Consider the following 8,169-nt stretch of genomic DNA (forward strand, 5'->3'; position numbering starts at 1 on the left):
CAGTTCGGTGAACCGGCCGCGGGCCCGGCCGGCGGGGGACGGGGCCCCGTCACGACCGCGCCGGGAGTCTCAGCCGCCCAGCCTCCGGCTCAGCTCCTCCACGTCGGTGGTCGGGGTCTCGCAGACGAAGTGGCGGCAGACGTACGCGGTCGGCTCGCCGCCCACCAGCGCCCGGTCCACCAGCAGCGGGAACTCCCCGCCGTCCGGCTCCCCCACCGCGACGACCGCGCCCGGCGCCCGTCCCAGCAGCGCCGTCCGGTGCAGCTCACCGCCGACCGGCCCGGCCACCGCCACCTCTCGGGGCCCGTCGAGCAGCGCCTCCGCGGCGGCCAGCCCCCACCCCACGAACCGGGGCGCGCGCGGCCCGAGCGCCTTCACCACCCCGAGCGCGCCCTCGGCCGCCGTGCGGTGCGGCTCGGAACCGGTGTGCGCCGCGTACGACAGGAGCGCCGCGGCCGCCGCCGTCCAGCCGGACGGGGTGGCGTTGTCGGTGGGGTCCTGCGGGCGGCGGATCAGCTTCTCCGCGTCGTCCGCGGTGTCGTAGAGCTGCCCGCCCTCCCCCGCGAACCGGGTCAGCACCACGTCGAGCAGCAGCCCGGCGAACTCCAGCCAGACCCCCTCGCCGGTCACCGAGGCCAGTGCGAGGAACCCCTCGGAGACGTCCGCGTAGTCCTCCAGCACCCCGCTGTTCCCACCGGCCCGCCCCTCCATGGAGGTCCGGCAGAGCCGGCCGTTCTCGCCCAGGTGGACGCGCACCAGGAGGTCGGCGGCCTCCGTGGCCCGCTCCACCAGGTCGGGCCGGTCGAAGTACGCGCCCGTCTCGGCCAGCGCCGCGACGGCCAGGCCGTTCCAGGCGGCGACCACCTTGTCGTCCCGCCCCGGACGGGGCCGCAGCTCACGGGCGGCCAGCAACCGGGCCCGCACGGAGGCGATCCGCCCGGCGTCGGGGTCGGGGTCGGCGTCGGCGTCAGGGTCGGGGGTGTCCTCGTCCGCCTGCGCCCCCGCCGTACCCGCGTCGAGCCTGAGCACCGAGGAACCCTCCTCGAAGGTGCCCTCCTCGGTCACCCCGAAGCGGGCGGCGGCGAACGCCCCGTCCTCCTCGCCGAGCACCTCGGTCAGCTGGGCGGGCGTCCATACGTAGAACGCGCCCTCCACGTGCCTGCCCTCGGCGTCCTCGCTGTCGGCGTCCAGCGCGGAGGCGAAGCCCCCCTCGGCGGTCCGCAGTTCGCGGACCAGGAAGTCGGCCGTCTCCAGCGCCACCCGGCGGGCCAGGTCCGACCCGGTCGACCGCCACAGGTGCGCGTACACGCGGCAGAGCAGCGCGTTGTCGTAGAGCATCTTCTCGAAGTGCGGCACCGTCCACTCCCGGTCCACCGCGTACCGGGCGAACCCGCCGCCGAGCTGGTCGTAGATGCCGCCCATGGCCATCGCCGCGCAGCTGTCCGCGGCCATCTGCAGGGCGCCCTCGGAGCCGGTACGGGCGTGGTGGCGGAGCAGGAACTCGATCGCCATCGACGGCGGGAACTTCGGCGCACCGCCGAACCCGCCGTGCGTGTCGTCGTAGTCCCGGGTCAGCCCCAGCAGCGCCCGCCCCAGGTCCGACTCGTCCGGCACGCCCTGCCCGCCGTGCGCCAGCGACCGTTTGGCCAGGTCGGCCACGATGTGCCCGGCGACCTCGGCGACCTCCCCGCGCCGGTCGGTCCACGCGGCGGACACGCCCTCCAGCACCTGCCGGAAGGACGCCATGCCGTGCCGGGGTTCGGGCGGGAAGTACGTACCGAAGTAGAAGGGTTCGGCGTCAGCCGTCAGGAACACGGTCATCGGCCAGCCGCCCTGCCCGGTCGCCGCCTGCACCGCCTCCATGTACACGGCGTCGACGTCCGGTCGCTCCTCCCGGTCCACCTTCACCGCCACGAAGTGCGCGTTGAGGTAGGCGGCGAGCGTCTCGTCCTCGAAGGACTCGTGTGCCATGACGTGGCACCAGTGAATCAGCGGAAGCATAAGTGGCAGGACGCATAGCCCACACTCAAGAGAATGGGCACGTCCCGCCGCTTAGCTTCCGTCATCGCCTCCTCTCCCCATGGCCACCAGTCCACTGGATTGGAGGCGTGCTGGAGTAGGTAGGGCGACTGTGCGTGAGCCAGTCTGTTCATGCCGCCATCGTTGCACGGTCCGCCCCGGGGCGGACGGCCATCCGCGCTGCGGGCGCGGCATCGCCTGCGTGCGCCTTCTCCGTGTGCCCCCACACCAACACCTCCCGGCGACGTCCGGGAATGCGCCCGGCGTCCTCCTGTGGGGTGCCGTGGGGGAACTGCCTCGGAAGGGATGTGAGGCCAACACAGGTTGCGTTCCCCCCTTGTGGTTGCGCGAGAGGACTGTCCCGCCGGGTGCACGCCATCACGAACGAGATGGTCGCCAGCTCATCCGGACCGCCCGGAGGATCCCGGCAGGCGCCCGCTCCCCCAGGTACGACGCCCCTGTGATGGCGCTCGCACGGAACAGGCTGCTCTCGTAGACGAATGCGTCCAACCTTCCGCCATGTCAGCCCCGTTGCCTCTGAACCGCGCCTTCATCCGGATCCCTGAGAGCTCGTAACACGATCTCGCTGACTCGTCCTGGTAGGCCGATACCGGTGTGACGATTCGGCCGATCGTGAGGGTGTGGGTACCCGACCGTGGATCGTGGACGATGAGTTGTGGGCTCTGGTCGCGCCGGAGCGGTCGCTGGGGCCGAGGCCGGTGCCGGACCGACTCTGCCTCCAAGGGACGGTAACGGCCAGGTCGCTTTCCGCTCGCCGAGCGCCCGGATGTGGAATTCGGCGGGTGACACCGTCGCCGATGAGGACCCGTCACCCCAGAACACCGGTCTACGAACACTGGGTTCGGAACAATCTGCCACGGGATCAGAGCCCGTTCCGGTGACCGGTCTCACGGAGGAGAATCCGCTCGACGGTCCCCGCGCTGGCGACGAGTCTGCGGTGATGGACGTCGTCCTCGATGAGGAATCTGTCCGTGTCGTCCCCGATGCCGACCTTCTCACCGATACCACCGAGACCGAGCTTCCTCTTTACCTCGATCCCTCGGTGGAGCTGAACTAGTCCGAGAGGACAGTGCTGTCCTCCGATGGTGACGTCTTGTACAACTTCTCGGGCGGCACGAAAGGCATGAGTGTGGGTAAGTGCGGCTCCGCCGTGATCGGCGGCACTGCCTACTACTGCGGCAACGGCTATGTGAATCGCATGTACTTCGAGTTCGCTCCGGACAAGCTGAAAGGCAAACACGTTCTGGACGCCGAGTTCAGAGTGACGGAGACCTGGTCGTTCGTGAAATGTTCGAGGAAATGGCGGAGGACATGTGCCATCGCGGCGCGAGGGACGGCTGCGGTGCCGCCAACCTCGGCGACGACCTCAAGGACAGGCTGACGGGCGGCATGGACCGCGAGGAGGCGGAAAAAGTCATGGACCGTATCGACGAGTCCTGGAAGCGGAAGAATCTCAAGAGTGGCGCCAGTCATTTCGGCTTCGACAAACCGGAGGAGTTTCAGCTCGCCCTGACGTTGGCGATCATGGGGCATGAGGTGATGTCACGGAACGACGATCAGCACCCACCGCACGCGGGTGACGCCTGGGTGGATGACAAGCGGGCCGAGTTCAAGGTGCAGTCGAGCACTAGCAGGGAAAGGCTCAAAAAACACATAAAGCACGCGGACAGGGATCAGCAGGTGGAAGTTGTATACGTGGATCTGCGGCCGAGCGGGATGAGCCAGGGTGACGCAGAATCCATAACCAACCACTACTCTTCCTATGAGACCTTGGAGCGGATCGTGGTCATAGGCAAGGATTGGGTGATCGACAAATCCTTGAAGGATTGACCTGCACAGGGGGCGCCGCCTAGTTTTTCGGGCGCGCCCCCTGCCCCCAGCGGAAGTCTGGAGAAAATTCCCAATGACGGATCTCGATTTTTCACCGTACGATGGCTATAAAAATGATTTCGAAATCCAGATCGGCCCGATTTCGGAAGTCGATTTCAGTGCCAAAAAATTCGGCGACAACCTGTGGATGAATATCCTTGACATCTTGGGGGCATCTTTCGGTTCCGGGACGACCATGCCAGGCAGATCCGGATTCAGCTACAGCCTCCAAAATGACGAACTGAGCGTTTCTCTCTACGTGGGCCCGATCGAGGAGGACGGGGTTCTTGGTCATGTGCCCGCCTCGCTCACCGCGATCTCCCGGTTCGAGGACGTCGAAAGTTCGAAATTGGCGGAAGTGCTCTACGCCGGGCTGACCGCTTCCGGCGGTTATCTTGTCGTAGTGTTCGCGCACCACGGCAAGCCCATTGCTGCCAACTTTGATGTGGGCGACGATTGGTGAACTGACGAGCGATCGTGCGCCTCAAGGATTGCCCTCGCCCCGTCGCGTCCTCATCGCTGCCGGTTGCCGATCCTGACCCGATTTCATATCGCCCACTCTGGTGTCGAAATCGGGCCCTCCAGGGGCTGGGCGCCACCAAGGGCTGTCCCGAAATCCCTGGTGGGTGCGGGACAGCCCTCACAGCTCGTCACGCGACACCCTCGGGTCTTCTTGAGTCGTCTCCAGCACGTGAAGCTGCAGGCGAGGGAGACGAAGGCTTCGTGAAGTTCGGTGCGGCGTTTGAAGTGGTGGAGCAGGGCGAAGATGTGACGTCGGGGGACGGGCTCACCGGGGGCGGAAGAGGTCGAGTGGCGGGGCTGCCCCACGGGGCCGCGGCGCACCCACACCGGCAGCATGCGGACAAGACGCAGAGCCGAGCAGCGCCGGACCTGCGACCCGGATCGTGGAGGTCGCCCAGTACGCCAAGGCCGGCATCCCCTTCCACTGGCGGGTCGGACAGGCCGCCGCCGGGGTCCCGATCGTCCACACCTACGTTCCCGACCCCGCCACCAAGTCCTACCGGGACGGCGAAGTGTCCACCGGCGCGATCAGGGCCGCCGCGCCCTTCTCCGTCGCTGTCGACCTCGGTGGCCTCCGACGGTACGAGCGATCACGGCCGCCTCGACGAGACAGGTACGTCGACCGGTTGCCGACGGGGGCGGGCCACCGGGAGAAGTCCGGCGGTCAGGAGCAGTCCGCCGACCGGGAGCAGGTCGAGGTCGACCGAGAAGAGAAGGAAGCCCGCGAGCACGAGCAGAGGGCTCCACACCGGCAACGCACGAGGCGTGGCGGCCGTCGGCAGAGTCAGGAGGACGAGCCAGCCGAGCTGGAAGGCGAGCGGGCCCGCGAGCTCCAGCTGTTCCGGCAGCGGCGCCGCGTCGTCCAGGACCGCGAACAGGTCGCCGAGGATCACCCAGAGGAAACAGGCGATACCGAACAGGCTGACCGCCGTGGCCACGTTCGCGACCTGATGCCTGCCGGGGGTGGCGGCGACGGCGATCCGCCGCAGCCCGAACGTCACCACGCCGAAGAGTAAGAAGCCGGCGAAGAACAGGGTGTGTCCGAGGTTCCAGGCGAGTCCGGGCCCGTGTTTCCCGTCCAGCCCGTCGACGAGGCGCAGGACGCCGTACAGCACCAGCAGGAGCGGGGCGACGAGGGCGGGCGCGTAGCGGCCGCCCGTGAGGGTCGAAGTCATACGAGCAGACTCGCAGTCGGCCGGCTCCCGGCCCATCGGGGACGCCCCTGGCCGATCCGGGAGGATTCCCCTAGGGGTATCCGCGGATGGCGGGGGCACGACTCCACGCCCCGCGCCGACCGTGCGTGGCGCGGGGCGGGTCGGGACACCGGCCGAGGGGCCCGAAGGACGGACTGCGCCCCGGGGTGCTACTCGGCGCGGGCTCCGGCGGAGGCACCGGTCCCGGCGGGCGCGGGCGCCTCGGTGTCCTCCGGGGCTTCCTCGAAGTTCACCCGGCCCATGTGGCGGTTCATGGACTTCATCAGCAGCCACACGCCGACGGCGAGCGCGGCGAAGACGATGAAGCCGAGGACGCCGGGGGTCACCTTGTTCTTGTCGAGCTCGTCGGCGGCCAGCGGGACGAGATGCGTCAGTGCCTGGGTGGAGTACATATCAGGCATTGTCGCGGATGCCCGCGAAGAGATCGCTCTCGGGGAGGGAGGTATCGACACTGGACTTCACGAGCTCGTACTCCTCGGTCGGCCAGACCTCCTTCTGGACGTCCATCGGGACGCGGAACCAACCGCCCTCGGGGTCGATCTGCGTGGCGTGCGCGATGAGCGCCCGGTCGCGCACCTCGAAGAAGTCCGCGCACGGGATGTGCGTGGTCAGGGTGCGCTCGGTGTGCTTCATCTCGTCCCAGCGCTTCAGCCAGTCGCCGTACGGGGACTCCAGGCCGCGCGCCAGGAGCGCCTCGTGCAGGGCGACCGTGCGGGGCTTGTTGAATCCCTGGTTGTAGTAGAGCTTCCGCGGCTCCCAGACGGGACCGAACTCGTCCTCGGGGAAGCGCTCCTTGTCGTTCGCACCGTCGAACGCGATCATCGTGATCTTGTGGGTCATGATGTGGTCGGGGTGCGGGTAGCCGCCGTTCTCGTCGTACGTGGTGACGACCTGCGGGCGGAACGCGCGGATCTTGGCGACGAGGCGCCCGGCGGCACTCTCCTCACCCTCCAGCGCGAAGCAGCCCTCGGGAAGCGGGGGCAGCGGGTCGCCCTCGGGGAGGCCGGAGTCGACGAAGCCGAGCCACTCCTGCTGGACGCCGAGAATCGCGCGGGCCTCGTCCATCTCCTTCCTGCGTACCTCGTGGATGTTCTCCTCGATGTACGCGTCTCCCTGGAGACGGGGGTTGAGGATGGAACCACGTTCGCCACCGGTGCAGGTGACGACCATGACGTCCATCCCCTCGGAGACGTACTTGGCCATGGTGGCGGCGCCCTTGCTCGACTCGTCGTCGGGGTGGGCGTGGACGGCCATCAGGCGCAGCTGCTCGGTCAAGACTCGGTCCTCAGTTATTCGTCACGATGGGCAACTCCTATAGTGACCGAACGGGGAGGTGGAAAATTCCGCGATTCCCCGCACAGGAGGAACGATCATGACGGCGCTGCGCGAGGCCACGCCCGAGGGCCGGTACGGCCGGAGCCAGGACGAGAACGCGGACCGCAAGCTCCGGGTGATCGGTGCGGTGCTGGGTGCGGCGCTGATCGGCGTGATCGTCTGGATCGGTGTGGACAAGGTCGCCGGTACGGAGATCAGCGCCGAGCTGATCAAGTCCAAGATCGTCTCCGACGAGCGGGCCGAAGCCCATCTCGAAGTGCACAAGGACAAGGACTCCGGCGGCTTCTGCACGGTGCGCGCCCTGGACGCGGAGGGCGGCGAGGTCGCCCGCAAGGATTTCCGGTTCGACCAGCCCGGGGGCCGCGTCGACGAGGTCGTGGCGCTGCGGACGACGTCCCGGGCCAGTGCGGTGGAGCTGCTGGGCTGCACCGGCGGCGGCTCGGCGGGCTGAGCCCGGAGGCCCACCCGCGGCGGACGGCCCGGCCCGGTGCGCCACCCGCACTGTCCGCCACGCCTCCATCGGCACCGGGTAACCTTCTCCCCCTTTGCCCGGGAAATTGTTAGGCTCGTGGTTTCGCCCACTCGTGAGGGAACAAGCTCGGGGTAGGGCGATGCTTTGTATTCCCAGTACCGACGAGGAGCACCTGTGACCCAGACCAGCGAAAACGTCACCTGGCTCACGCAGGAGGCGTACAACCAGCTCAAGGCCGAGCTGGAGTACCTGTCTGGTCCCGCGCGCACGGAGATCTCCGTAAAGATCGCGGCGGCCCGTGAGGAGGGCGACCTCCGCGAGAACGGCGGGTACCACGCGGCCAAGGAGGAGCAGGGCAAGATGGAGCTCCGGGTGCGCCAGCTCACCCAGCTCCTGGAGCACGCGAAGGTCGGCGAGGCGCCGGCCGACGACGGTGTGGTCGAGCCCGGCATGGTCGTGACGATCGCCTTCGACGGCGACCCGGACGACACCGTGACCTTCCTGCTCGCCTCCCGCGAGTACGCGAGCACGGAGATCGAGACGTACTCGCCGCAGTCGCCGCTCGGCAGGGGCGTCAACGGCAAGCGCACGGGCGACGACGCCGAGTACGAGCTGCCCAACGGCAAGAAGGCCGCGGTGAAGATCCTCTCGGCCAAGCCCTACACCGGCTGAGCCACCCGCGACGCGAAGAGCCCCGGTCGGCGGACTCCCGAGGAG

Annotated in this window: 8 protein-coding genes and 2 pseudogenes; 6 read left to right on the plus strand and 4 right to left on the minus strand. The window is 68.4% G+C overall.

Annotation, left to right across the window (positions count from 1 at the left end; genetic code table 11):
* Positions 1-69: 69 nt before the first annotated feature.
* Positions 70-2,153 (minus strand): annotated as a pseudogene (locus tag ACFWEP_RS27380) (thioredoxin domain-containing protein).
* Between the two features lie 764 nt (positions 2,154-2,917).
* Here ACFWEP_RS27380 and ACFWEP_RS27385 point away from each other — a divergent pair.
* The 4 genes and pseudogenes from ACFWEP_RS27385 to ACFWEP_RS27400 form a co-directional block, all read left to right on the plus strand.
* On the plus strand, positions 2,918-3,097 hold the full coding sequence (locus tag ACFWEP_RS27385) for a hypothetical protein (protein ID WP_387373850.1): 180 nt from the start codon (positions 2,918-2,920) through the stop codon (positions 3,095-3,097).
* 242 nt (positions 3,098-3,339) lie between these two features.
* The gene (locus tag ACFWEP_RS27390; protein WP_387373852.1) at positions 3,340-3,870 is read left to right on the plus strand and encodes a hypothetical protein; all 531 of its coding nucleotides are present in this window, start codon (positions 3,340-3,342) and stop codon (positions 3,868-3,870) included.
* Positions 3,871-3,943: 73 nt separating this feature from the next.
* Positions 3,944-4,372: a hypothetical protein gene (locus ACFWEP_RS27395; protein WP_387373854.1), complete on the plus strand. Its 429-nt coding sequence runs from the start codon at positions 3,944-3,946 to the stop codon at positions 4,370-4,372.
* A gap of 436 nt (positions 4,373-4,808) precedes the next feature.
* Positions 4,809-5,006 (plus strand): annotated as a pseudogene (locus ACFWEP_RS27400) (Uma2 family endonuclease); the annotation flags it as partial.
* A 15-nt stretch (positions 5,007-5,021) separates the two neighbouring features.
* Here ACFWEP_RS27400 and ACFWEP_RS27405 read toward each other — a convergent pair.
* The 3 genes from ACFWEP_RS27405 to mca all read right to left on the minus strand — a co-directional run bounded on the left by ACFWEP_RS27405 (position 5,022) and on the right by mca (position 6,920).
* Complete coding sequence (locus ACFWEP_RS27405; protein WP_387373856.1) at positions 5,022-5,606, minus strand: hypothetical protein; 585 nt, start codon at positions 5,604-5,606, stop codon at positions 5,022-5,024.
* 188 nt (positions 5,607-5,794) lie between these two features.
* A complete protein-coding gene (locus tag ACFWEP_RS27410; protein WP_387373857.1) occupies positions 5,795-6,037 on the minus strand; it encodes a hypothetical protein in 243 nt (80 codons plus the stop codon).
* A 1-nt stretch (position 6,038) separates the two neighbouring features.
* Complete coding sequence (gene mca / locus ACFWEP_RS27415) at positions 6,039-6,920, minus strand: mycothiol conjugate amidase Mca (protein ID WP_387373859.1); 882 nt, start codon at positions 6,918-6,920, stop codon at positions 6,039-6,041.
* A gap of 97 nt (positions 6,921-7,017) precedes the next feature.
* Here mca and ACFWEP_RS27420 point away from each other — a divergent pair, with 97 nt between their 5' ends.
* A complete protein-coding gene (locus ACFWEP_RS27420; protein WP_387373860.1) occupies positions 7,018-7,431 on the plus strand; it encodes a DUF4307 domain-containing protein in 414 nt (137 codons plus the stop codon).
* A 195-nt stretch (positions 7,432-7,626) separates the two neighbouring features.
* Positions 7,627-8,124, plus strand: coding sequence for a transcription elongation factor GreA (greA, locus tag ACFWEP_RS27425; RefSeq protein ID WP_387373862.1), 498 nt, complete (start codon positions 7,627-7,629; stop codon positions 8,122-8,124).
* Positions 8,125-8,169 lie beyond the last annotated feature (45 nt).

The organism is Streptomyces sp. NPDC060198 (assembly GCF_042728415.1).
Classification (GTDB): domain Bacteria; phylum Actinomycetota; class Actinomycetes; order Streptomycetales; family Streptomycetaceae; genus Streptomyces.

Bases quoted from the DNA above. Each gene is read 5' to 3' on its own strand.
- ACFWEP_RS27410 (WP_387373857.1), bottom strand. From the start codon at position 6,037: ATGTACTCCACCCAGGCACTGACGCATCTCGTCCCGCTGGCCGCCGAC.
- ACFWEP_RS27390 (WP_387373852.1), top strand. From the start codon at position 3,340: ATGGCGGAGGACATGTGCCATCGCGGCGCGAGGGACGGCTGCGGTGCC.
- ACFWEP_RS27395 (WP_387373854.1), top strand. From the start codon at position 3,944: ATGACGGATCTCGATTTTTCACCGTACGATGGCTATAAAAATGATTTC.
- ACFWEP_RS27405 (WP_387373856.1), bottom strand. From the start codon at position 5,606: ATGACTTCGACCCTCACGGGCGGCCGCTACGCGCCCGCCCTCGTCGCC.
- ACFWEP_RS27420 (WP_387373860.1), top strand. From the start codon at position 7,018: ATGACGGCGCTGCGCGAGGCCACGCCCGAGGGCCGGTACGGCCGGAGC.